This window comes from Arthrobacter sp. Y3222053 (genome assembly GCF_059092805.1).
Window position 1 is genome coordinate 139,841 of sequence record NZ_JBNHIA010000001.1, and the last position, 26,435, is coordinate 166,275.

Here is a 26,435-nt window from a genome sequence, read left to right on the forward strand (position 1 = left end):
GCCGCCCGCCGCTACTCGGCCGGCGGCTCGCCCGGATAGAGGAAGACCTCGCCGTCCACGACCGCCACCCGGTGGGTGCGCGCGTCGACCGTTGCCGGCAGGCACAGGGCCTTGCCGTCCCGCAGGCAGAAGCGGGCCGAGTGCACCGGACACTCCACCTCGCCGTCCTCGATCCAGCCCTCGGCCAGGGAGGCCTCTTCGTGGGTGCAGGTGTCGTTCAGGGCGTAGAAGCGCCCTTCGCTGTGGAAGACCGAAATGTCGTCATCGGTGCCGGCGGTCTCGGCGTCGACGACGACGGCCTCACCTTCGTCGATCTCATCGACGGCGGCTACGCGGATGCCCTCGCTCACGGTTCTCCTGTCCTGGCCCGGGGCCATGCAGTGGTCTGCTTCCGCCTTCCACGTTACCGCTGACGACGCCGTAGCCCGCACCGGCCCGGAGCGGCCCTCTTCGGGCCTGAGTCAGCGGCGCTGCTGGACCGACATCCGCCCGACCTCCAGCTGGCGGATCAGTCCCACCAGTTCCTTGCGCAGGCGCGGATCGAGTTCCGCGACGAATCCGCCCTGCTCGATCTCCTCGGCCTCATGGAGCATCCGGCGTCCGTGGTCGGTAACGGTCACGGCCCTGCGGCTGGCACCCTCGCCCTCGCCGACTTCCTTCACCAGCCCTTGGTCCGCCATCGCAACCAGGGAGGTGCCCAGCGTCTGCGCGGTGACCCGCAGCCGCCGGGCGAGCTCGGCCCGGCGCAGCGGCCCGCCGGCCATCAGCACCCGCAGCACCGTAATGCGCTCCTGCGTCAGCCCCAGGCTCCGCAGCCTGTTGTCCATATGCCTGCGCACCAGCCGGGCCGCCGTCGACAGCAGCCGGACTGCCTCCCAGTCCCCCTCATCCTGCATATTCCTGCTTCCCTCAGTTGACTTCGGTTAGCGATATACGACAAACACCGAGATAATCAGTGTGCTTACCATTTGATGCCGAGGGACGGGGGTGTTGTCAAGCCGGGGCCGGGTTCCGGCCCCTCGGACAGGTGCAGGCCGCACCCCTCTTTACCTCCCGGGAACGCCGCGTGAGAATGGGCCGCAGCAGCCGCGGCCGGCCCGCGGAAGGCCCCGACGGAGGGAAGCTCCCCCATGGATTCCACCGAACTGCGCCACGCCGTGAACCCCGACGGCGCGGCTGCCGTCCGGGACCGGGTGGTTACCGAACATGATGCCCGGGCCGCCACCGAGGAGGCCCGCGACCCCGGTGAGCAGCGCCCCAGCTTCGCCAAGGGCCTCTACCTCGGCGATTACGACCTCGACCTCATCCGGCACCGGCCCGAAGACCCCGCAGAGGCCGCCCGTGGGCGGGATTTCCTCGACGCGCTGACCGAATACTGCCGGACCATGGACGGCCGGCTGATCGAGCGGACCGGCGTCATTCCCGACGGGTACCTGCGCGCCCTGGCCGACCTGGGCGTGTTCGGGATCAAGATTCCCCGGCGCTACGGCGGGCTCGGCCTGTCGCTGCTCTGGTACGGGCGGGCGCTGATGGTGCTTGGCAGCGTCCATCCGTCCCTGGGTGCGCTGGTGTCCGCACATCAGTCCATCGGCGTGCCGGAACCGGTGAAGACCTTCGGCAGCGAGGCGCAGAAGGAGCGGTACCTGCCGCGCTGCGCGGCGGGCGCGGTGACGGCGTTCCTGCTCACCGAGCCCGACGTCGGCTCGGACCCGGCACGGATGCGCACCACCGCCGTCCCCACCCCCGACGGCAGCGGCTACGTCCTGGACGGAGTGAAGCTCTGGACCACCAACGGCGTCATCGCCGAGCTGGTGGTGGTCATGGCCGCCGTTCCGCCGCATGACGGGCAGAAGGGCGGGATCAGCGCATTTGTGGTGGAGATGGACTCGCCGGGAATCACGGTGGAGAACCGCAACAACTTCATGGGCCTGCGCGGCATCGAGAACGGCGTCACCCGGTTCCGGCAGGTGCTGGTGCCGGCCGCCAACCGCCTGGGCCGGGAGGGGCAGGGACTGAAGATCGCGCTCACCACGCTCAACACCGGGCGGCTGTCGATCCCGGCGATGTGCGCGGCCGGCGCGAAGTGGTCCCTGAAGATTGCCCGCGGCTGGACCGGAGCCCGCGAGCAGTGGGGCCGGCCGGTGTGGCGGCACGAGGCGGTGGGCAAGAAGGTGGCCTTCATGGCCGCGACCGCCTTCGCCATGGAGGCGGTCTTCGAGCTCAGCGCGGAAATGGCGGAGGCCGGCACCAAGGACATCCGGATCGAGGCGGCCCTGGCCAAGCTCTGGGCCAGCGAAATGGCGTACAACGTCGCCGACGAGCTCGTGCAGGTCCGCGGCGGGCGCGGCTTTGAAACCGCGGATTCGCTCGCTGCGCGCGGTGAACGTGCCGTGGGCGCCGAGCAGCAGCTGCGGGACCTGCGGATCAACCGGGTGTTTGAGGGCTCCACGGAGATCATGCACCTGTTCATCGCCCGGGAGGCCGTGGACGCCCACCTCAAGGCGGCCGGCGACCTCGCCGTCGCCGACTCCTCACTGCCGGCCAAGGCGCGCTCCGCGGTGAAGGCCAGCCGGTTCTACGGACGCTGGCTGCCCACGCTGGCCGCCGGGCCGGGGATGAGGCCGACGTCGTATGCGGAGTTCGGGGTGCTCGCCCGGCACCTGCGTTTCGCCGAGCGGGCTGCGCGCCGGCTGGCGCGGCAGACCTTTTACGGCATGGCCCGCTGGCAGGCGGGGCTGGAGCACCACCAGGTGTTCCTGGGCCGGATCGTGGACATCGGCGCGGAGATCTTCGCGCTGTCCGCGGCCTGCATGCGTGCACACACCATCCGGCAGCGCGATCCCGAAGAGGGCGCCGCCGCCGTCGAGCTCGCCGACGCGTTCAGCGCCCAGTCCCGGGTGCGGATCGAGGAGCTGTTTGACGGGCTCTGGCGCAACTCCGATGCGCAGGACGCCCGGCTGGCGAAACAGGTGCTGGCGGACCGCTACACATGGCTGGAGGAGGGCATCATCGACCTGTCCGAAGGCACCGGGCCGTGGATCTCGCCCACGGCGGCCGGCCCGGAGCCGAAGGAGAACCTGCACCGCCGGTACCGGTAGAGGAGAACGGCGGGGTGGAAAGGCGAGCGGGGCGGCTGCCGGCAGGCAGCCGCCCCGTTTCGTGGTCGGAGGTGCGGAGGTGCGGAGGTGCGGAGGTGCCGTCCTACCGGTTGGCCGCCCGCGGCGCCCCGATGCCGGGATCGATCCGGTGCGGGCCGGAGGCGGAGGGGCGGATGTCGAAGTCGAAGATCGACGTCGGGATGTAGACCGTGGAGCAGGAGTTCGGGATGTCCACGACGCCGGAGAGCCGGCCTTCGATCGGCGCGGCGCCGAGCAGCAGGTAGGCCTGCTCCGGGCTGTAGCCGAACTTGGTCAGGTAGTCGATCGCGTGCAGGCAGGCCCGCTGGTAGGACAGGTGCGAGTCGAGGTAGCGCTGCTCGCCGTCGAGGGTCACCGAGGTGCCGGAGAACGCGATCCACTCACTGAACTGCGGATCCGTGGTGCCGGGCATGAAGATCGCGTTCTCGCTCACCCCGTAGGTGTCCATGCCGCCCTTGATCAGGTCCACCCGCAGGTCGATGAACCCGCCCATCTCGATGGCGCCGCAGAAGGTGATCTCGCCGTCGCCCTGGGAGAAGTGCAGGTCCCCGACCGAAAGGTTGGCGCCGTCCACGAACACCGGATAGAAAATCCGGCTGCCTTTGGACAGGTTCTTGATGTCCTGGTTGCCGCCGTTTTCGCGCGGCGGAGCAGTGCGGGCCGCCTCCCCGGCCACCCGGCCGAAGTCCTCCTGCGGCAGCGAACCGAGCACGGCGCCGTCGGGCTCCGGCGGCAGCGCCAGCGGCGGCACCCGGTGCGGATCGGTGGCGATCAGGTCCCCTTCGCGCTTGTTCCACTTCGCGAGCAGGGCGGCCGACGGCGCGGTGCCCATGAGCCCGGGGTGGATCAGGCCGGGAAAGGAGACCTCGGGGACGTGGCGCGAGGTGGCGGTCTGGCCGGAGAAGTCCCAGATCGCCTTGTACGCGTCCGGGAACTGGTCGGTGAGGAAGCCGCCGCCGTTGTTGCGGGAGAAGATGCCGGTGTAGCCCCAGCCCTGGCCCGCGAGCGGCCCGGCGTCCTCCTGTGGGATGGGCCCGACGTCGAGGATGTCCACCACCAGCAGGTCTCCGGGCTTCGCGCCCTCCACCGCGAACGGGCCGCTGAGCTTGTGCACGGTGTTCAGCGGGGCGTTGAGGATGTCCTCGGCGGAGTCGTCGTTGCGGATGGCGCCGTCGAACCATTCGCGGCACTCGACCCGGAAGGAGTCCCCCGGTTTGACGGTGGCGACCGGGGGAATGTCCGGATGCCAGCGGTTGTGGCCGAGCTTCTGCTGCTCTTCGAAGCTCTTGGACGAATCCAGGGGAAACAGGACCTCAGGCATCGGTTCTCCTTGGTGGGGGGTGGGGGGCGGGGGTTCAGTCGGGGCGGGGCAGCTTTCGGTGGAGCGGGTTGGTGGTGACGGGGGCGGGGCGGCGGGTGCCGGGGCCGGGAGAGGAGACGACGGCGGGCTCATCCGCGCTGCGCTTCGTGGCGTCGATGAGCCGGTAGGCGGACGAGCCGGAGCGGGAGAGAAACGGGGAGCTGATCCGGCGGCCGGCCGGCCCGGCGCAGGCGGGGCAGGGGACGGTCTCCGCAGCCTCGCCGATCGGGAAGACGGCCTCGAAGTCGGTACAGTCCGGACAGCGGTATTCGTAGACAGCCACGGGGAACCTCCTTGTCAGCAGCCTAGGCAGCTGCATTTCGGCGGGTCAACGGCAATGCCGCCGGAACGGTCAATATGACGCGGGCACCGCTAGGCAGGGCCGGCGCCGCCGATGCGCAGCAGGTCGAGGGCGAACTGGACATAGGTGGCCGCCAGCTCCTCGGGGCGCAGCGGACCGTCCAGCCGGTACCACTGGGCGACGGCGGTGCACATAGTCGTCACGGCGCGCATCGCCTCGTGCGGAACCGGGGTGCCGACCCGCCCGGCCGCGGCGGCGGCGTCGACGGCGTCGGACAGCAGCCGCTGCTGCCGGTCCCGCGCGGCAATGTGGGCGGCCCGGGCAGCGCCGTCCAGGCTGCGGATCTCGCTGGCCGCGATGAACGCCGAGGGCCCCCGGTGGGCGTGGAAGAGCACGAGGGACTCCACGACGGCGCGGATACGGTCCACCGGATCATCGCCGGCTTCCTCCGCCGCCGCGAGGGTGCGCTCGTACAGTTCGGTCATGGCCTCCTGCGCGATGCCGACCAGCAGCGCCTGCTTGGACGGATAGTGATGGTAGATGCCCGGCACCGAGAGCCCGGCGCGGGCGGCGACTTCCCGGATGGTGGTCCCGTGGTAGCCGTGCTCGCCGAAACAGTCGAGGGCGGCCTGCAGCACCGGAGGCAGCGCCGCGGCGTCGTAGCGCCGCCAGCTGCCGCCATCTGGTTTCGCGATGCCCACGCTTTCCGGCGCCCTGTCCATCCCGCTCCGTCCCCCCTGGTTTTGATTCAGGTCCATTCTGCCCTGCCGCCGCTGCGCACTTCCGGCAGGCCGTGACCCTTGACACATTGTCCCGCCGTCACGAGACTGTCAGTCTACCGAGCAACTGATCGGTATGCGACGAGTATCGGGAGACTCAATGACGGACAGCTTTGCTCCCCGGCTTGCGGGCCGGACCGCCCTCATCACCGGCGCCAGCCGAGGCATCGGCCTGGCCATCGCCCGGCGCTTCGTTGCCGAGGGGGCCAGGGTGGTGATCACCGCACGCAAGCCGGAGCCGCTCGCCGAAGCCGCCGCGGCCTTCCCCGAGGGCTCGGTCCTGGCCGTGGCCGGCAAGTCCGACGACCCGGACCACCAGGCCGACGTGCTGGACACAATCGCCGCCGAGTACGGGCAGCTGGACATCCTGGTGAACAACGCGGGGATCAACCCCGTGTACGGCCCGCTGGTCGATCTGGACCTGGACGCCGCGCGGCGGATCCTGGAGGTCAACCTGCTCAGCTCCCTGGCCTGGGTGCAGCAGGCCTGCCGGCATCCGAAGCTCGATCTCCGCGGCCGGGGAGGATCGGTCATCAACCTGTCCTCGGTCAGCGCGCAGACCCCAGCCGCGAACATCGCCTTCTACGGCATCAGCAAGGCGGCCCTGGAGCAGCTGACCCGCTCGCTGTCCGTGGAGCTGGCACCCACGGTCCGCGTCAACGCCGTCGCACCCGCCGTCGTGAAAACCGATTTCGCCCGCGCCCTCTATGAAGGCCGGGAGGACACGGTGTCCGCGAACTACCCGCTGGGGCGGCTCGGCACACCGGAGGACGTTTCCGGCGCGGTGGCTTTCCTCGCCTCCGACGACGCCGGCTGGGTCACCGGGCAGGTCCTGAACCTTGACGGCGGCCTGCTGGTGGCCGGGGGATCAGCGTGACGGGCATGGCGCCGTCGAGCACTCCCGTCGCCGACGGGGCGGCCGACGGAGCCGTCGGAGCCGACGCCGTCGCCGCCCGGAGCCTGGCCGAGCGCACCGCTGCGTTTATCCGCGACGTCGTGATCCCGGCCGAGCCCGTGCCCGGCACCACGCTGGACGAGGCCGAGCTGGCCCGGCTGCGCTCCGCCGCCCGGGACGCCGGAGTCTTTGCCCCGCATGTTCCGGTCCGGTTCGGCGGGCAGGGCCTGCCCCTGGCGGACTGGTCCCCGGTGTTCCAGGCTGCGGGCTACTCGCTGATCGGCCCGGCGGTGCTGAACTGCTCCGCGCCCGATGAGGGCAACATGCACATGCTCGAACTGATCGGCACCCCGGAGCAGCAGGAGCGCTGGCTGGTGCCCTTGGCCGCGGGCACGGTCCGTTCCTGCTTCGGCATGACCGAACCGCATCCGGGCGCCGGGTCCGATCCGGCCGCGCTGGCCACCGCCGCGGAGAAGGTGCCGGACGGGTGGCGGATCAACGGGCATAAGCGTTTCATCAGCGGCGCGCAGCTGGCCGGGTTTTGCATCGTGATGGCCCGCACCGGGGCCGCCGACGGCGCCCCCGCCGGCGCGACGATGTTCCTGGTGGACATGGACAATCCCGGCGTGCGGGTCGGGGAGCACATTGAGACCCTGGACCACGCCATTGCCGGCGGGCACCCGCACGTGCACTTCGAGGACTGCCGCGTGCCCGACGACGCCGTGCTAGGCAAGCCGGGCGAAGGGTTCCGGTACGCGCAGGTGCGGCTGGGCCCGGCACGGCTCACCCACTGCATGCGCTGGCTTGGGCTGGCCCGCCGGGCCCACGACATCGCGCTGGACCGGGCCAACCGGCGTGAGCTGTTCGGCTCGCAGCTGGCGGAGCTGGGCATCGCGCAGGAGATGATCGCGCAGTCGGTCATCGACATTGAAACCTCCGACGCCATCATCAGCCGGACCGCACAGCTGCTGCAGGAGGACCCCAGGGCCGGCAGCGCCCTGTCCTCCGTGGCCAAGGCGCACGTCTCCGAAGCCGTGTACCGGGTGATCGACCGCAGCCTGCAGCTGTGCGGCGGCGACGGGGTGTCCAACCGGCTGCCCCTGGCCTCCTACCTCAACGAGGTGCGGGCGTTCCGCATCTACGACGGTTCGAACGAGACGCATAAGTGGGCCATAGCCCGACGGGCGGCGGCGGCCCGCCGTCGGCGCACCGACGCCGGGGAACCGGCCCTCGACCGGGTCGACGGCGCCGGCGCCGCGGCCGCCCACCCCGACGCCGCGCGCGGCGGAGCAGGAGAATGATGCACACGGTTCCCGACGGCGTCGAGACGGTCCGCACCCCGGAGGAGGCGGCGGGGCTGGAGTCTCCCCCGCTGCTGGTGCTCGAGCCGGTTCAGGCCTGGCTGGACGCGCAGGGTTTGGGATCGGGGCCGCTGGCCTGGGAACGGATCGGGGACGGGCAGTCGAACGTCACCTACCGGATCCGGCGTGGAGCGGAGACGTTTGTGCTGCGCCGCGGGCCGCGGCCGCCGCTGCCCCGCTCCACCCATGACATGGTGCGTGAGGCAAGGATCCAGCAGATGCTCGGCGCCGAGGGACTGTCCGTTCCCGAGATTCTGGCCGTCTGCGAAGACGAGTCGCTTCTGGGCGTGCCGTTCTACGTGATGGCGCACCTGGAGGGGCTGGTCATCACCGACGCGGTGCCGCAGGCGCTGTCCGCGCCGGAGCAGCGGGCGGCGACGTCCGAGGCGCTGGTGGACTTCCTGGTCCAGCTGTACGGTGTGGACACCACCGCCGGCCCGTTGGCTTCGTTCGGGCGGGCCGACGGGTATCTGTCCCGCCAGGTGCAGCGCTTTGCCGGGCTGTGGGAGGTGAACACCACGCGCAGCCTGTCCGACGTCGGGCTGCTGGCCGAATGGCTGGCGGACAACATGCCCGACAGCCAGGCTGCGGCCGTCCTGCACGGGGATTTCCGGCTGGGCAACCTGATGTTTGCGCCGTCTGCGCCGGCCCGGGTGCTGGCGGTGCTGGACTGGGAGATGGCGGCGATCGGTGATCCGCTGGCAGACCTGGGCTACCTCACGGCGACCTATGCCGAGCCGGGCAGCGCGACCAGTCCGATGGAGCTCACTTCCGTCACCCGGGCGCCGGGATACCTGACCCGCGCGCAGCTGGTGGACCGGTACCGGGCCGGCACCGGCCTGGACGTGGATGCCCTGCCCTGGTACCAGGCGCTGGCGCTGTGGAAGGCTGCCATCTTCTGCGAGGCGATCTACACCCGGTGGCTGCGCGGGCAACGGCCCGGTGACCGTTTCGCTCCCGCTCTGGAAGCAGGGGTGCCGCAGCTGCTGGCGGACGCCAGGAAAGCTGCCGGGCGGTAGCGGGCGGCGGCGGGCGGGGACCGCGGCGTCGGTCACGGCCGCGCAGGTCGTCGAACTTCGTGCTGTGGATTTCTCCGGGCTGTGTGGCCTGGACGTTAGGGTGGTGCGCACACCGGCGCATTCCTGACGGTACCGCCTCGAGAACGACCATTACTGTGGCGTTTTGGGGGTGCCTGCGTATCGTCGGCGGCAGTCTCTGACTGCCGGGCAGGTTGCCGGTGGTCCTGTCGCCTTCCTCGGGGGTTCCCTATGACCGGCACATCCACGACCGGCGCTTTCGCCGTCCTGCGGCGCACTGCAGCTGCCGGCCTCAGTCTGGCCCTGGCGTGGGGAATCACCTCCTGTGCCGGCAACGGCGCGGGTGCGGAGGAACCTACGGCAGGCTCATCAGCCGGGCCAAGCGCCGAGTCCGCTTCTGTTTCTCCTACCCCGTCGCCGACTCCCACCCCATCTGCGACGTACAGTCCTGCGTCCGCGGCAGGGCCCGCACAGAATGTGCCTCTGCCGGTGATGCCGGACATAGCGAGGGAGAAATCGAAGGAGGGGCTGGAGGCATTTGCCCGCTACTTTTATGAAACTGCCAGTTATGCCTATGAGACAGGCGACCTAGCGCCCATTAGAGCCATAAGCGGACCAAACTGCGTCACCTGCAACTTTATTTTGAATCAGGTGGAAAAGGGGTTCCTTGAAGACGACTGGATCGCTCGCGGCCGCTTGAAGGTATGGTCGGTCGACTCAGAGTTTATCGAAACTGAGCACGGGAGCTATCAGGTTCTGGCTGACGTGCAACAAGAGGATATCGACTTCTATGCTCCCGCTCCTGAGGGACATCTTGGGACCAACACCGGCCCTGCCGAGTCCTTTGCACAACTCATCGAAGGCATCTACACGGATGGCGCGTGGAAGGCTGACAACGTCATCACTCTCAGCCATTGAGACACGATACAGGCCGGATACCCACAGGTACCACTCCTGGGACGCTAATGACTTGGCGTGCCTCACTTGTGCGCGCTTCCATTGCGCGGAGCCTGGCCGCCATGTCCTTGGTCTCGTTGCTGCTGGGCAGCGTCGCTTGTTCCGACGGCGATGATGAAGGTGCACAGGAGCACGCCGCGCCTGGCTCTGAAAGCCCGCGGAGCAACACATCTTCGGCCTTCCCATCGCACTTCCCCCGCCCGTCAGCAACATACAGCCCAGCTTCCGCTGCAGCTCCAGCGCAGAACGTCCCGCTTCCAGTCTTGCCTGAGGCGGCGAAGGAGAAATCGAAGGAAGGCCTGGAAGCTTTCGTCAGATACTTCTACGAAGTGGTGAACTACGGCTATGAGAGCGGTGATATCGAGCCGCTGAAAAACATCAGCGAACCAGACTGCGTTGCGTGCAACTTTGCTGTCAACCAGATTCAGATCGGCTTCGCAGGGGAGGACTGGATTGCGGGAGGCCAGTTGGACATCCGAGCTGTCGTTTCGGACTTCGTTGAAACTCCTGACGGCCTATACCAGGCCCTCGCCGATTTGAAACAGGAAGACATCGAGTTTCATTCACCCGCTGGACATTTACAAACCAACACTGGTACCGCAGAGAGCTTCGCTCAGCTGTTTGAGGGACGCTATTCAGAAGGCAGGTGGACCGCGGAGAATGTTGTTTCACTCGGGCGCTAGGAGCGACAGCAGGCATTTACGGTATTGGTTGCGAGCCGTTTCCTCGTCCGCCCATGGACGGTCCGGCGGACGGCCCGCCGCCATGGCACTCCAGAAAACAGACCGCACGCATCTGGACTTCCACCTGCGTATATCTTCCGCGCGATGCGTCCTGCAGATCTAACTGCCAGTCTCTGACCGCCGGGACGGATGCCGGCGGTCCCTCATCATCCCGAGGTATCCATGACTTCGCTGAACACATTAACCAACGCTGTCAGACGGGCAGGCATCCTGTCTCTTGCCTCTCTGTTGCTGATCGGCAGCGTTTCCTGCGCCGGGAACGGAGCTGGTGCAGAAGGTCCGACGCGTACTGCCCCAACAGTCTCAGCCGGCACTTCGGCCGTGGCCTCGCCTACGCCATCGCCCTCCCCCACGTCTTCGGCCTCGTACAGCCCTGCATCCGGTGCGGGCCCTGCCCAGAACGTCCCACTTCCGCTTATGCCTGAGTTGGCGAAGGAAAAGTCGCAGGAAGGCTTGGTGGCCTTCGCCAGATACTTCTACGAATTAGTGAACTACGCCGTAATGACCGGCGACTTGGAGCCTCTCAGAGCAGCAAGCGGCCCAAACTGTGTTGCGTGCAATTTTGTTATTCGCCAAGTCACCAGTGGGTACCAAGGGGACGATTGGATGGCGGGGGCGCGGGTCGAGGTCTATGGAGTAGAGCTGCAGTACTTCAATAACGATGAAAACACCTATCAGGTCCTCATCGAGATGCAACAGGAACCGATCGAGTACTACGGCCCCGCGGGTCTCCAGGGAACACATCCAGGAGACGAGCACCCCTATGCTCAGTTAATGAAAGGCGTGTACGGCGATGGCAATTGGATCGCGGACGAGGTCGTCACCATCAGCAGGTAAGGAGGCCTTCCGTCTACTCACTTCCCAGTTGCCCCTTCGGCAGCCGCTGCGGGCAGGGCAACAAGAAGCGCAAAAGGCGCCGTGCGCAAGCGCCACAACGAAGCGGTCATCGGCCTCGCTCGCCGCCGCTCCGACGTCCTATGCGTGATGCTCGGAGACGGAAAGCCCGAGGAAGACCCATGCCACAGAACCTCGCCCAGCCGCTTGTCCGAGCCACAGCGGCCCGTAAGCAGACCGTCTGTTTCCGGACTACCTCCTGTGGATATCGTCCGCATGATGCACGCGGCGAGTACCCTCGGATACGTTCGGCCCTTGTGGGGCACGGGGAGCATGATCCTTGGGTAGGCCATGGACAATCGCCTTATTCCTGGTGGTGGCGCTACGGCCCTTCTCCCGCTCGGCCTTACGGCACAGCCAAATACGGTGGCGTTCGTAGAGGTCCTGCGTATGCTCAGCGGCAGTCTCTCCGCCGAGGCTCACGTCGGCGGTCCTGTTTCCTTTCGGGGGTATCCAATGACTTCGCGTTCCACGGTCGGCCGCTCTTCCGTTGCCCGGCGACTGGCCGTCCCGTGTCTGGCAATCCTGCTGCTGTTGGTCGGCGCCGGCTGTGCCGGCCAGGGCGCCGATGCGGAGCAACCGATGGCGGACTCGTCCGATGGTTCCGACGCCACTGCCGCGTCTGCTTCTCCGACTCCATCGCCGATTCCCACGCCCTCAGCGACGTATAGCCCTGCTTCCGCTGCCGGTCCGGCGCAGAACGTCCCGCTTCCGGTCATGCCCGAGATCGCGAAGGAGAAGTCGAAGGAAGGCTTGGAGGCGTTTGCAAGGCACTGGTATGCGCTCGTCAATTACGGCTACGAAACAGGAGAGACTGAGCCACTGCGGGCTATCAGCGGACCTGACTGCTTTGCCTGCAATAAGTGGTATCCAGTGGTGGAAGACGGCTTTTCCGGGGAGGGCTGGATGGCCGGCTCCTCACTGGAGGTCATTTCTGCAGTCTCCACCTTCGTAGAGACAGCTGAGGGAAGACACCAAGTCGTGATTGAGGCTACCCAAGAGGACTTGCAGTATTTCGGTGCTTCCGGCCATCTTGGCACCACCAACGGCCGAGATGAATCAGCTATACAAATGATGGAAGCCAGCTATGGCGAAACCGGATGGATAGCCGATGAAGTCGTCACAATCGGCCAATAGATCGACTGTGGCTGCTGTGGTCACGGCATTGGTACTAGGCATGCTCCTGGCCCACACTCCCCCTTCAACAGCCGCGCCCGAACACGACACCGATTTTTTTGATGATGGGGTGTCTGCCAAGGTTTGGGATCAGGATCCCGAGACCGGTCTTTTCGTAGATGTACCGGTAGGAATTGCAGACGATCCCTACGGTTACAGGCATGAGCTGCTCTGTTGGGAGGGCGACATCGGGTACCTGGAGTGCTTCAGCGGTTTGGGCATACGCTGCGACGCAGCCCCTGGCGGCCGTGCGGTCCAGTGGTACCGCGGGTCCAAACTATCTGACCCTGCTCTCTGGCGCCCCTACCGAGGCCCCAGCTGCGTTTACACGGAGGACCCGGGTGACGTGAGCCAACGCATCGCCGAGGTCATTCTTTCCGAGTTCCAGCAACGCCCCCTCGCTGCCAGCACTGTGACCATTCAGCCCGGCCCCCACTCCCTGGTCGGCATGCACACCAACATGTTCGTGGACGCCGCCGAGCAGGTTTTTGACATGGAGCTCCTCGGGCAGAACCTGCGCATCGTCGCCACTCCCACTGAGTTCGAGTGGTTCTACGGGGACGGCACCTCTTTCGGCCCCAGCCCTGTCCCCGGCGGCCCCCTGCCTGAAGACCGATGGGGAGAACAAACGCCCACCAGCCATGTCTATACACGCACCGGGGACTACCCCGTGTCCGTCACCACCTACTTCTCGGGCGAATACTCCGTCAACGGCGGCCCCATGATCCCCATCGATGGCCGGGCCACCGTCTCCACACCGGCGCAGACCGTCAGCATCTGGCGCTCCGAATCACGCAACGTCGCCGATGACTGCATCACCAATCCCTCCGGCATCGGTTGCTGATCGACGCTGGCTAGGTCTGACCACACGCCACGGGGCGACCCCCACCGGTTCCTGCGCAGTCGGAGACGCCGCGGTCGGTGGCGGCGGTTCGGCGGCGGGTCCCGATACCATCGACGCCGCTCCTCCCTTTCCGCCCCGCTGCAGAGCCCGCATCTGAACTACCTCCAGCGGGTATCGGTTGCACAGGGCCCCGAATACGGTGGAGTTCGTAGGCGTCCTGCGTATTCTGAGCGGCAGTCTCTGACCGTCAAGGCTCAGCTTGGCGGTCCTGTTTCCTTTCGGGGGTAGCGATGTCTTCGCGTTCAACGGGCTGCTCTTCTATTGCCCGGCAATTGGCCGTCCCGTGCCTGGCATCCTTGCTGCTGTTGGGCAGCGCTGCCTGTGCCGACCGCGGCGCCGATGCAGAAGAACCGACGACAAGCCAGTCGGGTGGTTCCGCCACCATTTCCAAGTCCGCTTCCCCTACTCCATCGCCACCTCCCAGGCCCTCAGCGGCCTACAGCCCCGCCTCTGCTGCCGGCCCGGCGCAGAACGTCCCTCTGCCGCTCAGTCCCGAGATCGCGAAGGAGAAAACGAAGGAAGGCTTGGAAGCCTTCGCCCGGCACTTGTACGCCCTCGTTAACTACGCCTACGAAACCGGGGATGTTGGCCCTTTGAAGGCGGTCGGCGGACCGCGGTGCACGATGTGTAACTTCGTTGTCACCCAAGTGGGAGATGGCTTCGCGAACGACGATTGGATGGCCGGCGCACAAATCAGCGTCAAGGCAGCCAGCAGCACCTTCGTTGAGACGGCTGAAGGCCGGTATCAGGCAGTCGTCGACATCATGCAAGACGACCTCGAGTTTCACTCCCCCGAGGGGCGCCTTTCCACAAGCCCGGGCCCGGATTTGTCCTTCGCGCAGCTCTTGGAGTGCCGCTACGTTGCTGGAGCGTGGATAGCGGAAAATGTTGTCACGCTCGGGTGAGCAGCCACAAATACCTGCTGTGGACACAGCCCGCAAGCACGCCGCACACCATACCCTCAGCTGCAGTCGCCCGGATCGATCCCCGGGCAGTGGCCCACCCGGGGGTGGTTATGTTGGTCCGACGAACAGGTTTCAGCGCCGCAGCAGCACTGATACTACTGGGGACAGTCGCCTGTGGCTCGACGGCGCCATCGGCGCAGCAGGACCCTTCGCCCGTCCCGGCAGGAGTTTCCGCAGCGACCTCGTCAACGCCGACACCCACACCTTCATCCAGTCCAACCCCCAAGTACAGCCCCGGAACCGCGCGGGGTGCTGCCTTGAACGTACGGCTTCCCGAAATGCCTGCGGAGGCACGGCCCGAGACTGAAGAGGGGCTGCTCGCGTTCGCGGAGTACTGGTACGCGCTGGTCAACTATGCCTACGAGACGGGGGATGCGGGCCCGCTGCAAGGAATCAGCGGACCCAACTGCCAGGTCGCAAGCCGCGTGGCCGAAGGGGTGGCGATGGGCTACCGCGACGACGACTGGATGACGGGAGGCGACGTCGATATCAACTACTCATGGTCTGAGTTCGAAAAGCTCGACGCCGGCCACTACGTCGCCTACGTCAACCTGAACCAGGACGACATCGAGTACTACGCACCGGGCCGGGTCCTGCTGGGTACCGACGAGGGCACGGAATGGCCCGTCCTGCAGGGCATGGCGGCGCGCTACACGGCCACCGGGTGGATTGCCGAGAACGTGGTGACGCTCGACGTGCCCGAAGGCCCGCCGGGCGTGGCCTTTGACTGACCTCTCCCACCCCTCTCCTTCCGCCTGGCCCGACGCGGCCGCAGCTACGGCACAATCACCGCACGCCCGAGCAGCTGGTTGTTGTGCAGCTTCTCGTACGCCTCCGGGGCGTTGTCCAGCGAGAACACCTCGGTGTGCACGTCGATACCCGAGCCGCGCGCCAGGTCCAGCACCTCGTACAGCTCAGACCGCGAGCCCCAGTACGGCGACCGGATGCTCGTCTCATACGGTGCGGCCATGAGCCCGACCGGCAGGGTCCCGGCGCCCACACCCACCAGCACCTGATCGCCCTGCGCCCGCATCATCGCCTGCCCCAGGTCCATCGTCGCCTGGTTCGCCACGAAGTCGAACACCACGTTCGCTCCTTCACCGTTGGTCGCCTCCCGGACCGCGACCGCAGCCCCGGGCTCCGAGGGGAAGGCCTGGTGAGCGCCGACGTCGGTGGCAAAGGTCAGTTTCTCCTCGCTGACATCCAGGGCGATCACGCGCGCCGAGGTCATGCTCCGCAGGATCTGGATGGCAACGTGCCCCAGCCCGCCCACACCGATGACGACGGCCGTCGCGCCGGCGTGCAGTTTCTCCAGCGAGCCCTTGATCGCGTGGTACGGGGTCAGGCCGGCATCGGTCAGGGACACGTTCTTCACGGGATCCAGGTCCCCCAGCGGCACCAGGTGCCGGGGGCTGTTGACGATCATGTACTCCGCCATCGCTCCGGGCGAGCCGAGCCCGGGCGGCAGGATCCCGTACTTGGCGGCGTTGACGCAGTAGTTCTCGCGCCCCTGCGCGCATTCGTAGCAGAGGCCGCAGCCCCACGGCCCGTAGACCGCCATGGACGTTCCAAGCTCCAGATACTCCACGCCCTCGCCCAGCTTGTCGACGACGCCGGCTCCCTCGTGCCCCAGGGTGAGCGGCAGCCCGTAAATGTACTGGTCTTCGGGAAGCGACATGATGAACGAGTCCGAGTGGCAGACTCCGGCGGCGGTGACCTTCAGCCGCACCTGCCCGGGCCCCGGCTCCGGAGTTTCGATCTCCACCACTTCGGGCGGCTGGCCGATGGTGCGGTACTGCAGAGCCTTCATGGCGTTCTCCTGATCTCCGTGCCGGGCGTACCGGCGCGGTCGTGGATGGGTCGCTGGCTGGTGACTCGCTGATTAATGGTTGCACCCGGACAGCGGCAGCCACAGGGGCGGGCCCCCTCGAAGCGCTCCCGTCAGCCGAACAGGGCCGCCGCCCGGGTCAGGGTCTGGAACACCCCGTACCCCAGGGGCACGCCCACGAGGATCCAGCTGCCGACCAGCTGGGCGCGGACGGCCCCGCCGTGTTCCGGTCGGCCGTCGTCCCCGGAATGGTTCATCTGCGCGTTCATCGGTTTCCCTCCCTCTCCGGCGCGCCCGCGCCGTCGGCGGACTGCGGCTCTCCCGCCGCCGTCGTCGTGCCGGGGCCGGTCCCGACGTCGGCAGGAGCCGGACCGCCGCCTGCGTCGTCAGCGTCCGGGCGGTTTTTCTGGGGTTCGTGGTACTTGGCGGCCACCGGGCTGATCAGCAGGTTCGCGATGAAGCCGATGACCAGCAGTGCCACCATCGTCAGCAGGGCCGGGCGGTAGGCGCCGGCGGTGAGCTCGCCGGGGGTGCCCTGCGAGTCCAGGAAGCCGTTGACGATCAGCGGCCCGGCGATGCCGGCGGCCGACCATGCGGTGAGCAGCCGGCCGTGGATCGCACCGACCTGGAATGTGCCGAACAGGTCCCGCAGGTAGGCCGGAACGGTGGCGAACCCGCCGCCGTAGAAGGAGAGGATGACGAAGGCCAGCAGCACGAACAGGATGGTGTTGGCGTTGCCGAACAGCGCCAGCACTGCGTAGAGGCCCGCGCCGACGCCGAGGTAGACCATGTAGATCCGTTTGCGGCCGATCACGTCCGAGGTGGCCGACCAGGCGAAGCGCCCGGCCATGTTGCCGATGGACAGCAGGCCCACGAAACCGCCGGCGACCGCCGCGGTGACCAGGGACGCGCCGTCGGGCTGGCGGAAGAAGTCCTGGATCATCGGCGCGGCCTGCTCCAGGATGCCGATCCCGGCGGTCACGTTGCAGAACAGCACGATCCAGACCAGCCAGAATTGGCGGGTCCGCACCGCGTTCGAGGCGGAGACCTGCGCCGTCGTCACCAGCGGCTTGGAGGCCACCTTGGCGGGGTCGAACCCTGCGGGCTTCCAGTCGGCGGCGGGCACCCGGATGCTCCATGCCCCGTAGAGCATATAGGCGAGGAACACCACGGCGAAGGTCAGGAAAAGCTTGCCGACGGCGTCGCCGCTGGCCACCCAGCCCGGGGTGCCGGAGTTGGGGTCGTACAGCGAGAGCAGGGCGGAGGAGAGCGGGCTGGCGATCAGCGCGCCTCCGCCGAAGCCCATGATGGCCATGCCGGTGGCGAGGCCGGGCCGGTCGGGGAACCATTTGATCAGGGTGGACACCGGGGAGATGTAGCCGATGCCCAGGCCGATGCCGCCCAGGACGCCGTATCCGAGGTAGAGCAGCCAGAGCTGGCCGGTGAAGATGCCGGCGGCACCCACGAGGAACCCGCCGGACCAGAAGACGGCGGAGACGAACATCGCCTTGCGGGGACCGTTGCTGTCCACCCAGGTGCCCATGACGGCGGCCGAGAGGCCAAGCATCACGATGGCGACCGAGAAGATCACGCCGATCTGGGTCAGCGATGCGTCGAAGTAGTCCACGAGCGCCGTCTTGTAGACGCTGGTCGCGTAGACCTGCCCGATACACAGGTGCACCGCCAGCGCCGCCGGCGGTATCAGCCAGCGGTTATATCCCGGCGGCGCAATGGTCCTGTCCCTGTCCAGCCAGCTCATCGAAACTCCCTTGTCCGAGGCGCAATCGTTGGGTCAGAAGCATTGCCTACGCGGGCAGGAGAGCAAAGCGCCGACACACCTTTCGGGCTTTCGGAACGCCTAGGGGAAGCAACCTACCCGCCGGTAACAAATTTTTCCGGAGCCCTTGATTTGTTACCCATCAGTAGCTTAGATGTAACGGACATCACATTCCGGGGGTATGCCGCACGATTTTCCTGCGCTGCGGAAAGCTCCCTGAGCTCAAAGGCGGACGGCTTGCGCTGCCTGCCGCACCTGGTCTCTTGGCCACTCGCATCACTCACAGCAAATGGGGAATATCAATGACGAGTTCCACCTCCGGCCGCGCTTCAAGCCGGCCGCATGCAATTCTGACGGGCCTTCTCGCCCTGTTCCTGATCCTTCTGCTGGCCTTCTTCGTGCTGTTCAGCAACCAGGTTGCCAGCGGAGCGACGCAGCTGAGCGAAGGAGCCGAACGTGCCTCCGATGGGTCTGTTGAGCTGCGCGACGGCGCGGCCCGGGCACGGGACGGCGCGGCCGAGCTCTCCGCCGGCGCCACCAAGGTCGACGACGGCGCCCAGACCGTGTCGAACGGCCTCGGCACGGCCCGCACCGGAGCCCAGTCCCTCAAGGACGGCGCTGTGGATCTAAATGACGGGGCGGCCCAGCTGCTTGACGGCGCGAACAGTGCCGCCGACGGCGCCGGCCAGCTCGTCGCCGGTGCCGCCAGCGCCAACAGCGGCGCCCAGCAGCTCGCCGCCGGTGCTGCCAGCGCTTCCGACGGCGCCGGGCAGCTCGCCGCCGGTGCCACCAACGCGCGGGAAGGCTCGGACCAGCTGGCTGCCGGCGCCAACCAGCTCTACACGGAGATGAAGCCGTTGGCTGAGGGCGCCCCTACTTTGGCTGCAGGCGCAGCCAAAGCCGCGGACGGCGTCAAGCAACTGGCTCCTGGCGCCGCTGCACTCAATGCCGGAATAGAGCGGATGTACGCTGGCCTGAATACTCCGCAAGTTCCCGGCGTTGGCGAGTCCTCTGTAGCGGGTCAAGTTGCCATTGACCGCGCGTCGGGCGACTCCCAAGGGGCAAGGGACCTTATTGCAGCCGCGGATCAGCTGGAGGCGCTTGCTAAGCAATTGGAACCCGTCGCCGGGCTTCCCATCTCGTTCCCTGGGCTCACGCTGCCCACTGGCGAGGACATCAAGGCACTGAATGACGGTGCCGCCCGTCTTCGTGTTGCCGCCGTCAAGCTGGAAGGGCTTTCCGAGGTCGTTCACACCATTGACCAAGGACTGAAGGACGAGTCCGACGGCTCACCCGGCCTCCTTACAGGATCGCGACTGGTGGCAGGCGGTCTCGCTCAGCTGAACCACCCGGAGGAGGGGGCTCCGGCTCTCGCCGCAGGCGCCCAAAACGCAGCTAACGGAATCGCAGAGCTCTATGCCGGTGCAGGCAACCTATCCGCCGGAGCCACCAACCTGAATACGGGCATCAAGACACTCGAGTCGGGTGCCTACACCCTGGCCGACGGCAACGGACAGCTGGCCGCCGGAGCCAACACCCTGGCCACCGGCCTGAACACCCTGCAGACCGGTGCCGGCACCCTGGCCGCCGGAAACCAGAAGCTCGCCACCGGAGCCGGCACCCTCTCCGAAGGCACGGGCCGACTGATGACCGGCAGCGACACCCTGAATCAGGGCATCGTGAAGCTCGACGACGGGGCCAAGACGCTCAGCACGGGCACCGGCGACCTCGACGAGGGCGCCGCCACCCTGGCCGAAGGCACCGAGACGCTCGCCGAGGGCACCGAGACCCTCGCCGGCGGCAACGGTGAAATCTCCGACGGCGCCAACACCATGATGGAGCGCACCTCCGCCATGACGCCCGGCGGGATCTTCACCTCCCCCGCTGTCCTGGCGGTCATCATCCCGCTGGTGCTGCTGGCCATTCCGCTGGTCCTGATGCTCGGCGGACGCCGCCGGGCCCAGCACTAGCCCGAGAACGCCCGGACTCCCGGCCAGACACAACAGAAGGGGCGGATGCTCAGCATCCGCCCCTTCTGCGTGTCCGCGACCAGCCTAGTTCCACTCGCGGGGCAACGGAGGGTTGTCGCCCGGGTCCTTCTCGCCCGTCGGATTGACGTCCTCCTCAGCCGGGCCGCCGGCGTCGCGGTCCCGGCTGCCGCCTTCGGCGCCGCCCTCCCCGGCCCAGGTGCGGTCTTCGGGAGCGCCCTCACCGTCGGGGTCTCGCGCGGCGCCGTCCTCGGGGTCCCGGGCGCGGTCGCCTCCGCTCAATGGAACAGGCCCTTCTTGACCTGCGTCGGACGCTGCTGCTCGCCCTGCTGGGCACCGAGGACGACGACGGTGCCGGAGAACACCGGAATCATCCACTGCAGGATCTTGAGCTGCTTCTGCGCGGCCTTGAGCTCGTCGGAGGCGTGCGGCGAGGGCTCGGTTGCGCCTTCGGCGCCCTGCTCGGAGAGCTTCTCGACCTTGCCGCCCAGGATGCCGGCGTAGAGGGTCACCCCGGCGCCAGCCAGGGTTACCAGCGTCTTGACGGCAGCGGAGGCGGCGACGCCCTGCTGATTGGCGAGCCGGCCCTTGTTGTCCCAGATCAGGGGAAGTCCGGCGGCGATATGCGCGAAGATCGCAGCGGACTGCACGGGGGCCCATTTCTTCCAGCCGAGGCTGGAGAGGCGGGTGCGTTCCCTCGGGTCCTTGGCTTCGGCGGCTGCGCCGTTAAGGCCGACGGCCCCCATCAGGGAGCCGCCGAACCATGCGGCGGCGGTGAGGTCGTGGACAGAGCGGGCGAACAGACTGGACATATGAGGCTCCTGGCTTCCGTTGGACGGGGATTTCCGGGAAAGGAGCGGGCGGTAACCCGCGCCGCCCAACGTAGTCGCCGGAACGTGCGGGCACCAGAGCAGGACGCCGGACCGGCCGTTCCCGGCAGACGTTCAGGAACGGGCCGACAGCACCTCACAACCGACCGCCTCGGGAGAGCAGGCCTCCCGGGCAGCTCAGGACATCCAGGTGTGCGGTGCCGGCTTGCGGGTGGAGGGCAGGGCCACGTTGAGCCGCCAGTCCTTGATCCATTCCGGCAGCACCATCTCGGCCGGGGGCCGACGGCCCGCGGCTTCGAAGATCTCATCGTTGCTCACCGGGCCCTTCTTCGACACCAGCCGGCCGGCGACGTGCGCCTCGGCGTAAACCTCGCCGTCCACCACCATGCGGTGCTGGAAGTAGATCGACTTTTCGTCGAAGCCGATGATCCGGGTTTCAATGCTGTACCGCTGCCACAGCTGCAGGGATTTGCGGAAGCTGATGGTCTCGTTGCCCACCACGGGCGTCCAGCCGCGGCGGCGCATGGTCTTCCAGAGCCCGCTGCGGGCCATCAGGTCGAACCGGCCCAGGTCCATCAGGGACAGGTACATTCCGTTGTTCACGTGCATAGCGACGTCGATGTCGGTCGGCAGCACCCGCATGGGCACGGAGGAGACCCCGAATACATCCAGCGGAGGTCGGCGGCGGGAGCGGAGCAGAGTCAGGATGGTGCGCAGGAGCAGGTGCATGCCGCTATGTTACTGAGCAGTAACATAGCTGGCAAGCATCGTTACGCGCCGGTTCTGAGGACATCGTCCAGGTCGTACCGCACGGGCTCCTCCAGCTGGGCGTAGGTGCAGGACCCGGGGTCCCGGTCCGGCCGCCAGCGCTGAAACTGGGCCGTGTGCCGGAACCGCTCGCCTTCCATGTGGTCGTACTTGACCTCCACCACCCGTTCCGGACGCAGGAATGTGAAGGACAGGTCCTTGTCACCGCTCCAGCGGCTGCCCTCGGCGTTGCGCGGCGTGCGGGTGCCGGTCTGCTGCTCGGCCGGCGCCCAGGGATGCCCGGCCGCGTCGGTGACCAGCGGCTGCAGCTCCTCGAACAGCTTCCGACGCCGCGGCATGGGAAAGGAGCTCGCGACGCCCACGTGCACCAGCGCGCCGTCGTCGTCGAACAGGCCCAGCAGCAGCGAACCGACGGCCTTCGGATCGTTCTTGTGTGTCCGGTAACCGGCCAGCACGCAGTCCGCGGTGCGTTCGTGCTTGATCTTCAGCATGGTCCGCCGGCCCGGTTCGTACGGCGCGTCCAGGGCCTTCGCGAGCACCCCGTCCAGCCCCGCGCCCTCGAAGCTGTCAAACCACTCCTCGGCGACCGCCCGGTCGCGGGTCTCGGCGGTGAGGTACAGCGGCGGCGGCAGCTGCGCGAAGGTCTCGGCCAGCAGGGCCCGACGGCGCTCGTAGGGTTCCGCGAGCAGGCTGCGGTCCCCGAGGGCGAGCAGGTCGAAGCCGACGAAGGCCGCCGGCGTCTCCTCCGCCAGCTTCCGCACCCGGCTCGCGGCAGGGTGGATGCGCTGCTGGAGGGTGTCGAAGTCCAGCCGACGGGCGGCGTCGTCGATCAGCACGATCTCCCCGTCCACCACGCACCGCACCGGCAGCAGCCGGCGGAAGGCCTCCTCCAGCTCCGGAAAGTAGCGGTTCATGGCCCGGCCGTTGCGGCTGGCGATCTCCACCTCGCCGCCGTCCCGAAACACGATGGTCCGGAACCCGTCCCACTTGGGCTCATAGCCGTAGTTTCCGGCCGGAACCCGGGCCACGGCCTTGGCGAGCATGGGAGCGAGCGGGGGCATCACGGGCAGATCCATGGCAGCGTCTCCAATCGGCGGAACCTCTGCGGGCAGTCTAGCCACCCGTCCCTGGGCACCGGGGCGACGGCGGACCGCGCGTACATGTCCGGCCGGCGTCCCGCGTGCTATCAAGGGAGGAACGATCACATCTGCACCGCAACAGGACCGCGGGTCCGGAAACGGGGACTTCATGGCTGCTGGCAGCCGCACCATAGGGCAGCGGGACGTCGGGGCGATCGGCCTGGGGTGCATGAACATCAACCATGCCTACGGCCGGCCACTCACGCGTGAGGACGCCGCCCGGTTGCTGCTCCACGCGCTGGACAACGGGGTGCGGCATTTCGACACCGCCGCGATCTACGGTGCCACGGCCAACGAGGCGCTGGTGGGCGAGGTCCTCGGGCCGCGCCGCGACGAGTACTTCCTGGCGAGCAAATGCGGCATGACCGACCTCGGCGGCCGCAGGGTGATCGACGGGCGGCCGGAGACGATCCGGGCCACCGCCGAGCAGGCGCTGGCCCGGCTGCGCACCGACCATCTGGACCTCTACTACCTGCACCGCCTGGACCCCGCGGTTCCGGTGGAGGACAGCGTGGGCGCTCTCGCCGAGCTGGTTCGGGAAGGCAAGATCGGCGGCATCGGCCTATCCGAGGTCTCGGCGCAGACGCTGCGGCGGGCGGCCGCCGTGCATCCAATCGCCGCCGTGCAGAACGAGTATTCGCTGTGGACCCGCAACCCCGAGCTCGGGGTGCTGCAGGCCGCACAGGAGCTGGGCACCGCGTTCGTGGCGTTCAGCCCGCTCGGCCGCGGCTTCCTGGCCGGCGCGCTGCGGGATCCCGGAACACTGCTCGAAGCGGATCTGCGGCGCGGCATGCCCCGCTTCCAGGGCACCAACTTCGCCGCCAACCTCTACCTGGTGGAGGAACTGGAACTGCTCGCCCGGCAGGCCGCCGTCACCCCCGCCCAGCTGGCGCTGGCCTGGGTGCTGGACCAGGGCAGCCACGTGATCGCCCTGCCGGGCACCACGGACACGGCGCACCTGACGGAGAACATGGCGGCCGCGCACCTGGACCTTCCCGAGTCGGTGCTGCGCCGTGCCGGCCACCTGATCAACCAGCACACCGTGCGCGGCGCCCGTTACTCGGACGCCGCCCAGGCCGACGTCGACACCGAGGAGTTCACGGCGGAGCGGGCAGGCCGCTAGCACCTGCCCGCTCCGCCGCCTATCCGGCCGCCGGTCCCGGCGGCCGGGGATCATGCGCCGGCGGCTGCCTCGGCTGCCGGCGCGCTCCCGGTGCCGGCCCCGGTCCGGGCACCGGCCTTGGCGATCTGGATCTGCTCGTAGACGTGGTTCCGAAGCTCGACGAACCGGGGCAGTGAACGCGTGGTGAGCTGGTCCCGGTCGGCCGGAAGATCAATCAGGATGTCCTCCTGCACCACGGTCGGCGAGGATGAGAGCACCACCACCCGCTGCCCCAGGTACACGGACTCGTCGATGTCGTGGGTGACGAACAGGATGGTCACGCCCAGGTCCTTCCAGACCTTGCGGACCAGGTCCTCCAGGTCGGCGCGGGTCTGGGCGTCGACGGCAGCGAACGGCTCGTCCATGAGCAGCACCTTGGGCTGATAGGCGACGGCGCGGGCGATCGCGACGCGCTGCTGCATGCCGCCGGAGAGCTGCCACGGGTAGCTGCGCGGCACGTGCGCCAGCCCGACGGCGGCCAGCGCCTCCTCGACCAGCCGGTCGCGCTCGGCCTTGGGCACCCGGGCGTTCTTCAGCGGCAGCTCCACGTTGGCCCGGACCGTCATCCAGGGGAACAGGCTGCGCCCGTACTCCTGGAAGACCACGGCCATGTCCTTGGGCGGTTCGGTCACCGGCTTCGATTCGAGCAGCACCTCGCCGGAGGTCGGGGCCATCAGGCCGGCGATGATCTTCAGCAGGGTGGTCTTGCCGGAGCCCGAGGGCCCGACCAGGCAGACCAGTTCGCCGTCGGCCAGGTCGAAGGTGAGGTTCCGGACCGCCTCGAGCTCACCGCCGTCGACCTTGTAGACCTTCTGGATGCCGCGGACCGAGAGCAGCGCCGCGCCGTCGGGGTTCGTAACGTTACTCTGCATGCTCAACCTCTCTCTGGCCGTGGTACCAGGCGAGGATGCGCCGTTCGGACCACTGGAAAACTAGGGACATGGCCACGCCGATCAGGCCGAGGACCACGATGCCGCTCCACATCTCGGGGATGGCGAAGCTGCGCTGGAACTGGACGATGGTGAACCCGAGGCCCTCGCTGGAGGCGAACATCTCGCTGATCACCATCAGGATCAGGCCGATCGACAGGCTCTGCCGCACACCGGCCATGATCTGCGGGCCGGCGCTGGGCAGCACCAGGTACCGCAGACGGGCCGCCCCGGAGATGCGGAAGGTGCGGGAGGTGTCGCTGAGGGTCCCGTCGACGGCGCGGACGCCCTCGATGGTGTTCAGCAGCACCGGCCAGATGCAGCCCATCACGATGACGCCCACCTTCATCTGGTTGTTGACGCCGATGAGCAGCATCAGCACCGGGATGAGGACCGGCGGCGGAATGGCGCGGAAGAACTCGAGCAGCGGTTCGAGCAGGCTGCGCAGCCAGCGGATGGTGCCGATGGCGGTGCCCAGGGCCACGCCGAGCAGGATCGCCAGCGCCACTCCCAGCAGCAGCCGGCCCACGCTGGGCAGGATGTCCTGGAAGAACCGCTCCCCCACCCACACGTCCACCAGGGTGGTCGCCAGCTCGCCCGGCTTGGGCACGAAGAAGCTCGTGGAGCCGAGCGTGGCGGCCCACCAGATCAGGATCAGCGCCAGCGGCAGGCCGAGGGCGTAGCCCGCGGTACGGATCATTTTCACAGGGCCACCTCCGAACGGACCGAGCTGTGCCAGGCCAGGGCCCGCCGCTCAATGAAGCGCATGCCGGCGTTGATCAGGATGCCCAGCACCCCGGCGGTGAGCACCAGCGCGTACATCTGGGCGACGGCGCCGCCGGACTGGGCGCGGGTGATCTCGTTGCCCAGGCCGGGTGTGCCGATCAGCAGCCCCGCGGTCACGGCCAGGATCAGCGCCACCGCGGCGCCCAGCCGGATGCCGGTCATCAGGTACGGCAGGGTGGTCGGCCAGACCACGTACCGGATGCGGGCCAGCCGCCCCAGCCCGTAGCTGCGGGCGGTGTTCCCGGCGACCGGATCGACGTCGGCCACGCCGTAGAGCACCTGGATCAGCACCTGCCAGAAGGAGGCGTAGACCACCAGCAGCAGCGTGGATTCCAGGTGGATGCCGAACAGCAGCACGGCCAGCGGAATCAGCGCGACCGAGGGCACCGGGCGCAGGAACTCGATGGTGGAGTGGGTGGCCCGGCGCAGGAACGGACTGGACCCGATGAGCAGTCCGAGGACGACGGCGGCGGTGGACGCGATCAGCAGGCCCAGGGCCCAGCCGGTCATGGTCTGGCCGACGGCCCGCCAGAAGGCGGCGAGCCCGAGGTTGCCGAGGAAGACCTCCAGCACCTGCGACGCCGGCGGCAGGTAGGTGGGGTTGACGATGCCGAGCCGGGGCACGAGCTCCCAGATCAGCAGGAATCCGAGGATGCCGGCCAGGCCCAGCGCGGGCCCGGCCAGCCGACGGGAGGTGAGGTTCATGGGCGCTTTCCGAG

28 protein-coding genes are annotated in these 26,435 nt (G+C 68.0%); 13 read left to right on the forward strand and 15 right to left on the reverse strand.

Going from position 1 to position 26,435, the window contains the following annotated elements:
• Positions 1–11 precede the first annotated feature (11 nt).
• Positions 12–350 carry a bifunctional 3-phenylpropionate/cinnamic acid dioxygenase ferredoxin subunit gene (locus tag AC5RUW_RS00660; RefSeq protein WP_494158898.1) on the reverse strand — a complete coding sequence of 113 codons (339 nt, stop codon included), beginning with the start codon at positions 348–350 and terminating at the stop codon, positions 12–14.
• Between the two features lie 111 nt (positions 351–461).
• A complete protein-coding gene (locus AC5RUW_RS00665) occupies positions 462–896 on the reverse strand; it encodes a MarR family transcriptional regulator (protein WP_494005906.1) in 435 nt (144 codons plus the stop codon).
• A 234-nt stretch (positions 897–1,130) separates the two neighbouring features.
• Between AC5RUW_RS00665 and AC5RUW_RS00670 the strand changes: the two genes are divergently transcribed.
• Complete coding sequence (locus AC5RUW_RS00670; RefSeq protein ID WP_494158899.1) at positions 1,131–3,098, forward strand: acyl-CoA dehydrogenase family protein; 1,968 nt, start codon at positions 1,131–1,133, stop codon at positions 3,096–3,098.
• 103 nt (positions 3,099–3,201) lie between these two features.
• On the opposite strand, the gene fmdA is transcribed toward AC5RUW_RS00670, so the two are convergent.
• The 3 genes from fmdA to AC5RUW_RS00685 all read right to left on the reverse strand — a co-directional run bounded on the left by fmdA (position 3,202) and on the right by AC5RUW_RS00685 (position 5,520).
• Entirely contained in the window at positions 3,202–4,458 is a 1,257-nt protein-coding gene (gene fmdA, locus AC5RUW_RS00675; RefSeq protein WP_494158900.1) for a formamidase, read from the reverse strand.
• A gap of 34 nt (positions 4,459–4,492) precedes the next feature.
• The gene (locus tag AC5RUW_RS00680; RefSeq protein ID WP_494158901.1) at positions 4,493–4,780 is read right to left on the reverse strand and encodes an FmdB family zinc ribbon protein; all 288 of its coding nucleotides are present in this window, start codon (positions 4,778–4,780) and stop codon (positions 4,493–4,495) included.
• An 89-nt stretch (positions 4,781–4,869) separates the two neighbouring features.
• Complete coding sequence (locus AC5RUW_RS00685) at positions 4,870–5,520, reverse strand: TetR/AcrR family transcriptional regulator (protein ID WP_494158902.1); 651 nt, start codon at positions 5,518–5,520, stop codon at positions 4,870–4,872.
• Positions 5,521–5,677: 157 nt separating this feature from the next.
• Here AC5RUW_RS00685 and AC5RUW_RS00690 point away from each other — a divergent pair, with 157 nt between their 5' ends.
• The 10 genes from AC5RUW_RS00690 (at position 5,678) to AC5RUW_RS00735 (ending at position 15,240) form a co-directional block, all read left to right on the forward strand.
• Complete coding sequence (locus AC5RUW_RS00690; RefSeq protein ID WP_494158903.1) at positions 5,678–6,454, forward strand: SDR family oxidoreductase; 777 nt, start codon at positions 5,678–5,680, stop codon at positions 6,452–6,454.
• Positions 6,455–6,459: 5 nt separating this feature from the next.
• Positions 6,460–7,773 carry an acyl-CoA dehydrogenase family protein gene (locus AC5RUW_RS00695; RefSeq protein WP_494158904.1) on the forward strand — a complete coding sequence of 438 codons (1,314 nt, stop codon included), beginning with the start codon at positions 6,460–6,462 and terminating at the stop codon, positions 7,771–7,773.
• Positions 7,773–8,852: a phosphotransferase family protein gene (locus AC5RUW_RS00700; protein ID WP_494158905.1), complete on the forward strand. Its 1,080-nt coding sequence runs from the start codon at positions 7,773–7,775 to the stop codon at positions 8,850–8,852. Before AC5RUW_RS00695 ends, AC5RUW_RS00700 begins: the two co-directional genes overlap by 1 nt.
• 249 nt (positions 8,853–9,101) lie before the next feature.
• On the forward strand, positions 9,102–9,788 hold the full coding sequence (locus tag AC5RUW_RS00705; RefSeq protein WP_494158906.1) for a DUF6318 family protein: 687 nt from the start codon (positions 9,102–9,104) through the stop codon (positions 9,786–9,788).
• Positions 9,789–9,889: 101 nt separating this feature from the next.
• Positions 9,890–10,510 carry a DUF6318 family protein gene (locus tag AC5RUW_RS00710; protein WP_494158907.1) on the forward strand — a complete coding sequence of 207 codons (621 nt, stop codon included), beginning with the start codon at positions 9,890–9,892 and terminating at the stop codon, positions 10,508–10,510.
• Positions 10,511–10,732: 222 nt separating this feature from the next.
• Positions 10,733–11,407, forward strand: a complete 675-nt coding sequence (locus AC5RUW_RS00715) for a DUF6318 family protein (RefSeq protein ID WP_494158908.1) — start codon at positions 10,733–10,735, stop codon at positions 11,405–11,407.
• 513 nt (positions 11,408–11,920) lie between these two features.
• On the forward strand, positions 11,921–12,601 hold the full coding sequence (locus AC5RUW_RS00720) for a DUF6318 family protein (protein WP_494158909.1): 681 nt from the start codon (positions 11,921–11,923) through the stop codon (positions 12,599–12,601).
• A gap of 385 nt (positions 12,602–12,986) precedes the next feature.
• Positions 12,987–13,484 carry a hypothetical protein gene (locus AC5RUW_RS00725; protein ID WP_494158910.1) on the forward strand — a complete coding sequence of 166 codons (498 nt, stop codon included), beginning with the start codon at positions 12,987–12,989 and terminating at the stop codon, positions 13,482–13,484.
• Positions 13,485–13,774: 290 nt separating this feature from the next.
• Entirely contained in the window at positions 13,775–14,449 is a 675-nt protein-coding gene (locus tag AC5RUW_RS00730; protein WP_494158911.1) for a DUF6318 family protein, read from the forward strand.
• Between the two features lie 110 nt (positions 14,450–14,559).
• Positions 14,560–15,240, forward strand: coding sequence for a DUF6318 family protein (locus tag AC5RUW_RS00735; protein WP_494159539.1), 681 nt, complete (start codon positions 14,560–14,562; stop codon positions 15,238–15,240).
• Between the two features lie 44 nt (positions 15,241–15,284).
• Here AC5RUW_RS00735 and AC5RUW_RS00740 read toward each other — a convergent pair whose 3' ends face one another.
• The 3 genes from AC5RUW_RS00740 to AC5RUW_RS00750 form a co-directional block, all read right to left on the reverse strand.
• Entirely contained in the window at positions 15,285–16,319 is a 1,035-nt protein-coding gene (locus tag AC5RUW_RS00740; protein WP_494158912.1) for an NAD(P)-dependent alcohol dehydrogenase, read from the reverse strand.
• 131 nt (positions 16,320–16,450) lie between these two features.
• The gene (locus tag AC5RUW_RS00745; RefSeq protein WP_494158913.1) at positions 16,451–16,606 is read right to left on the reverse strand and encodes an MFS transporter small subunit; all 156 of its coding nucleotides are present in this window, start codon (positions 16,604–16,606) and stop codon (positions 16,451–16,453) included.
• Positions 16,603–18,096: an OFA family MFS transporter gene (locus tag AC5RUW_RS00750; protein WP_494158914.1), complete on the reverse strand. Its 1,494-nt coding sequence runs from the start codon at positions 18,094–18,096 to the stop codon at positions 16,603–16,605. Before AC5RUW_RS00750 ends, AC5RUW_RS00745 begins: the two co-directional genes overlap by 4 nt.
• 320 nt (positions 18,097–18,416) lie before the next feature.
• Here AC5RUW_RS00750 and AC5RUW_RS00755 point away from each other — a divergent pair, with 320 nt between their 5' ends.
• Positions 18,417–20,084, forward strand: coding sequence for a hypothetical protein (locus AC5RUW_RS00755; RefSeq protein WP_494158915.1), 1,668 nt, complete (start codon positions 18,417–18,419; stop codon positions 20,082–20,084).
• An 84-nt stretch (positions 20,085–20,168) separates the two neighbouring features.
• Here AC5RUW_RS00755 and AC5RUW_RS00760 read toward each other — a convergent pair whose 3' ends face one another.
• From AC5RUW_RS00760 to AC5RUW_RS00775, 4 genes are all read right to left on the reverse strand, one after another.
• Positions 20,169–20,384 (reverse strand): hypothetical protein, encoded by a 216-nt coding sequence (locus AC5RUW_RS00760; RefSeq protein WP_494158916.1) that lies wholly within the window; start codon positions 20,382–20,384, stop codon positions 20,169–20,171.
• Entirely contained in the window at positions 20,381–20,914 is a 534-nt protein-coding gene (locus AC5RUW_RS00765; RefSeq protein ID WP_494158917.1) for a hypothetical protein, read from the reverse strand. The genes AC5RUW_RS00760 and AC5RUW_RS00765 overlap by 4 nt, the downstream gene beginning before the upstream one ends.
• 195 nt (positions 20,915–21,109) lie before the next feature.
• A complete protein-coding gene (locus AC5RUW_RS00770) occupies positions 21,110–21,661 on the reverse strand; it encodes an acyl-CoA thioesterase (RefSeq protein ID WP_494158918.1) in 552 nt (183 codons plus the stop codon).
• A 41-nt stretch (positions 21,662–21,702) separates the two neighbouring features.
• Complete coding sequence (locus AC5RUW_RS00775) at positions 21,703–22,776, reverse strand: ATP-dependent DNA ligase (protein WP_494158919.1); 1,074 nt, start codon at positions 22,774–22,776, stop codon at positions 21,703–21,705.
• A 172-nt stretch (positions 22,777–22,948) separates the two neighbouring features.
• Here AC5RUW_RS00775 and AC5RUW_RS00780 point away from each other — a divergent pair, with 172 nt between their 5' ends.
• On the forward strand, positions 22,949–23,962 hold the full coding sequence (locus AC5RUW_RS00780) for an aldo/keto reductase (protein WP_494158920.1): 1,014 nt from the start codon (positions 22,949–22,951) through the stop codon (positions 23,960–23,962).
• Positions 23,963–24,012: 50 nt separating this feature from the next.
• Here AC5RUW_RS00780 and AC5RUW_RS00785 read toward each other — a convergent pair whose 3' ends face one another.
• The 3 genes from AC5RUW_RS00785 to AC5RUW_RS00795 are packed head-to-tail and all read right to left on the reverse strand — an operon-like array spanning position 24,013 to position 26,421.
• The gene (locus AC5RUW_RS00785) at positions 24,013–24,873 is read right to left on the reverse strand and encodes an ABC transporter ATP-binding protein (protein WP_494158921.1); all 861 of its coding nucleotides are present in this window, start codon (positions 24,871–24,873) and stop codon (positions 24,013–24,015) included.
• The gene (locus tag AC5RUW_RS00790; protein WP_494158922.1) at positions 24,863–25,636 is read right to left on the reverse strand and encodes an ABC transporter permease; all 774 of its coding nucleotides are present in this window, start codon (positions 25,634–25,636) and stop codon (positions 24,863–24,865) included. The genes AC5RUW_RS00785 and AC5RUW_RS00790 overlap by 11 nt, the downstream gene beginning before the upstream one ends.
• A complete protein-coding gene (locus AC5RUW_RS00795; RefSeq protein ID WP_494158923.1) occupies positions 25,633–26,421 on the reverse strand; it encodes an ABC transporter permease in 789 nt (262 codons plus the stop codon). The genes AC5RUW_RS00790 and AC5RUW_RS00795 overlap by 4 nt, the downstream gene beginning before the upstream one ends.
• Between the last annotated feature and the right edge of the window lie 14 nt (positions 26,422–26,435).

Bases quoted from the DNA above. Each gene is read 5' to 3' on its own strand.
- AC5RUW_RS00665 (WP_494005906.1), bottom strand. From the start codon at position 896: ATGCAGGATGAGGGGGACTGGGAGGCAGTCCGGCTGCTGTCGACGGCG.
- AC5RUW_RS00670 (WP_494158899.1), top strand. From the start codon at position 1,131: ATGGATTCCACCGAACTGCGCCACGCCGTGAACCCCGACGGCGCGGCT.
- fmdA (WP_494158900.1), bottom strand. From the start codon at position 4,458: ATGCCTGAGGTCCTGTTTCCCCTGGATTCGTCCAAGAGCTTCGAAGAG.
- AC5RUW_RS00685 (WP_494158902.1), bottom strand. From the start codon at position 5,520: ATGGACAGGGCGCCGGAAAGCGTGGGCATCGCGAAACCAGATGGCGGC.
- AC5RUW_RS00690 (WP_494158903.1), top strand. From the start codon at position 5,678: ATGACGGACAGCTTTGCTCCCCGGCTTGCGGGCCGGACCGCCCTCATC.
- AC5RUW_RS00695 (WP_494158904.1), top strand. From the start codon at position 6,460: ATGGCGCCGTCGAGCACTCCCGTCGCCGACGGGGCGGCCGACGGAGCC.
- AC5RUW_RS00700 (WP_494158905.1), top strand. From the start codon at position 7,773: ATGCACACGGTTCCCGACGGCGTCGAGACGGTCCGCACCCCGGAGGAG.
- AC5RUW_RS00705 (WP_494158906.1), top strand. From the start codon at position 9,102: ATGACCGGCACATCCACGACCGGCGCTTTCGCCGTCCTGCGGCGCACT.
- AC5RUW_RS00710 (WP_494158907.1), top strand. From the start codon at position 9,890: ATGTCCTTGGTCTCGTTGCTGCTGGGCAGCGTCGCTTGTTCCGACGGC.
- AC5RUW_RS00715 (WP_494158908.1), top strand. From the start codon at position 10,733: ATGACTTCGCTGAACACATTAACCAACGCTGTCAGACGGGCAGGCATC.
- AC5RUW_RS00720 (WP_494158909.1), top strand. From the start codon at position 11,921: ATGACTTCGCGTTCCACGGTCGGCCGCTCTTCCGTTGCCCGGCGACTG.
- AC5RUW_RS00730 (WP_494158911.1), top strand. From the start codon at position 13,775: ATGTCTTCGCGTTCAACGGGCTGCTCTTCTATTGCCCGGCAATTGGCC.
- AC5RUW_RS00735 (WP_494159539.1), top strand. From the start codon at position 14,560: ATGTTGGTCCGACGAACAGGTTTCAGCGCCGCAGCAGCACTGATACTA.
- AC5RUW_RS00740 (WP_494158912.1), bottom strand. From the start codon at position 16,319: ATGAAGGCTCTGCAGTACCGCACCATCGGCCAGCCGCCCGAAGTGGTG.
- AC5RUW_RS00745 (WP_494158913.1), bottom strand. From the start codon at position 16,606: ATGAACGCGCAGATGAACCATTCCGGGGACGACGGCCGACCGGAACAC.
- AC5RUW_RS00750 (WP_494158914.1), bottom strand. From the start codon at position 18,096: ATGAGCTGGCTGGACAGGGACAGGACCATTGCGCCGCCGGGATATAAC.
- AC5RUW_RS00755 (WP_494158915.1), top strand. From the start codon at position 18,417: ATGACGAGTTCCACCTCCGGCCGCGCTTCAAGCCGGCCGCATGCAATT.
- AC5RUW_RS00765 (WP_494158917.1), bottom strand. From the start codon at position 20,914: ATGTCCAGTCTGTTCGCCCGCTCTGTCCACGACCTCACCGCCGCCGCA.
- AC5RUW_RS00770 (WP_494158918.1), bottom strand. From the start codon at position 21,661: ATGCACCTGCTCCTGCGCACCATCCTGACTCTGCTCCGCTCCCGCCGC.
- AC5RUW_RS00775 (WP_494158919.1), bottom strand. From the start codon at position 22,776: ATGGATCTGCCCGTGATGCCCCCGCTCGCTCCCATGCTCGCCAAGGCC.
- AC5RUW_RS00780 (WP_494158920.1), top strand. From the start codon at position 22,949: ATGGCTGCTGGCAGCCGCACCATAGGGCAGCGGGACGTCGGGGCGATC.
- AC5RUW_RS00785 (WP_494158921.1), bottom strand. From the start codon at position 24,873: ATGCAGAGTAACGTTACGAACCCCGACGGCGCGGCGCTGCTCTCGGTC.
- AC5RUW_RS00795 (WP_494158923.1), bottom strand. From the start codon at position 26,421: ATGAACCTCACCTCCCGTCGGCTGGCCGGGCCCGCGCTGGGCCTGGCC.